The organism is Streptomyces sp. NPDC059564 (genome assembly GCF_042735575.1).
GTDB lineage: Bacteria > Actinomycetota > Actinomycetes > Streptomycetales > Streptomycetaceae > Streptomyces.
Genome location: NZ_JBHWBP010000701.1, coordinates 1 through 1,254, shown reverse-complemented (window position 1 = coordinate 1,254; position 1,254 = coordinate 1). Strand labels below are relative to the sequence as shown.

General features: G+C 71.0%; 1 protein-coding gene. It reads right to left on the bottom strand.

Annotated elements, in window-relative coordinates:
• Positions 1-1,196, bottom strand: a 1,196-nt coding sequence (locus tag ACFV0Q_RS41770; protein WP_385013349.1) for an L-serine ammonia-lyase, incomplete at its 3' end; no start/stop codon positions are given.
• Positions 1,197-1,254 lie beyond the last annotated feature (58 nt).

The window sequence follows — 1,254 nt, the reverse complement described above, 5'->3', positions numbered from 1 at the left end:
ATGCACGGGATCTGGACGAGGCCGCCGACCGGGTCGCAGGTCAGGCCGAGGTTGTGCTCCATGCCGATCTCGGCGGCGTTCTCGACCTGCTCCGGGGTGCCGCCCAGGACCTCGGCGAGGGCGCCGGCCGCCATGGAGCAGGCCGAGCCGACCTCGCCCTGGCAGCCGACCTCGGCGCCGGAGATGGAGGCGTTCTCCTTGAAGAGCATGCCGATCGCGCCCGCGGCCAGGAGGAAGCGGACCACGCCGTCCTCGTCCGCGCCCGGCACGAAGTTCATGTAGTAGTGCAGGACCGCCGGCAGCACGCCCGCGGCGCCGTTCGTGGGCGCGGTGACGACCCGGCCGCCCGCCGCGTTCTCCTCGTTGACCGCCATCGCGTAGATCGTCGTCCACTCGCTGCGGTGCATCATCGGGTCGCCCTCGGTGCGCAGCTGGCGCGCCGTGGAGGCGGCGCGGCGCTTGACGCGCAGCCCGCCGGGGAGGATGCCCTCGCGGGACATGCCGCGCGAGACGCAGGCCTGCATGACCCGCCAGATCTCCAGGAGGCCCTCGCGGATCTCCTCCTCGGTGCGCCAGGCCTTCTCGTTCTCCAGCATCAGGGAGGAGATCGACAGGCCCGTCTCGTTGGCGAGGCGCAGCATCTCGTCGCCCGAGCGGAAGGGGTACTTCAGCACGGTGTCGTCGAGCTTGATCCGGTCCTCGCCGACCGCGTCCTCGTCCACGACGAAGCCGCCGCCGACCGAGTAGTACGTCTTCTCCAGGAGCGGGGTGCCGGACTCGTCGTAGGCGAAGAGCGTCATGCCGTTCGCGTGGTAAGGCAGCGAGCGGCGGCGGTGCAGGATCAGCTGGTTCGGCTCGTCGAAGGCGATCTCGTGGCCCTCGCCTATCTCCGTGCCCAGCAGCCGCAGGCGTCCGCTCTTGCGGATGCGCTCCACCTCGGCGTCGGCGGTCTCGACGTTCACCGTGCGGGGGGAGTGGCCCTCCAGGCCGAGCAGGACCGCCTTGGGGGTGCCGTGGCCGTGTCCGGTCGCGCCGAGGGAGCCGAAGAGCTCCGCGCGCACGGAGGCGGTCTGGGCGAGGACACCGTCCTTCTTCAGCCGCATCACGAACATGCGCGCCGCCCGCATCGGGCCGACCGTGTGGGAGGAGGACGGGCCGATGCCGATGGAGAAGAGGTCGAAGACGGAGATGGCCACTGGCGGACTCCCTTGTCTGCTCGTGGGTGGGGAGGGGGCAGGGGTGGTGGATCAAGAG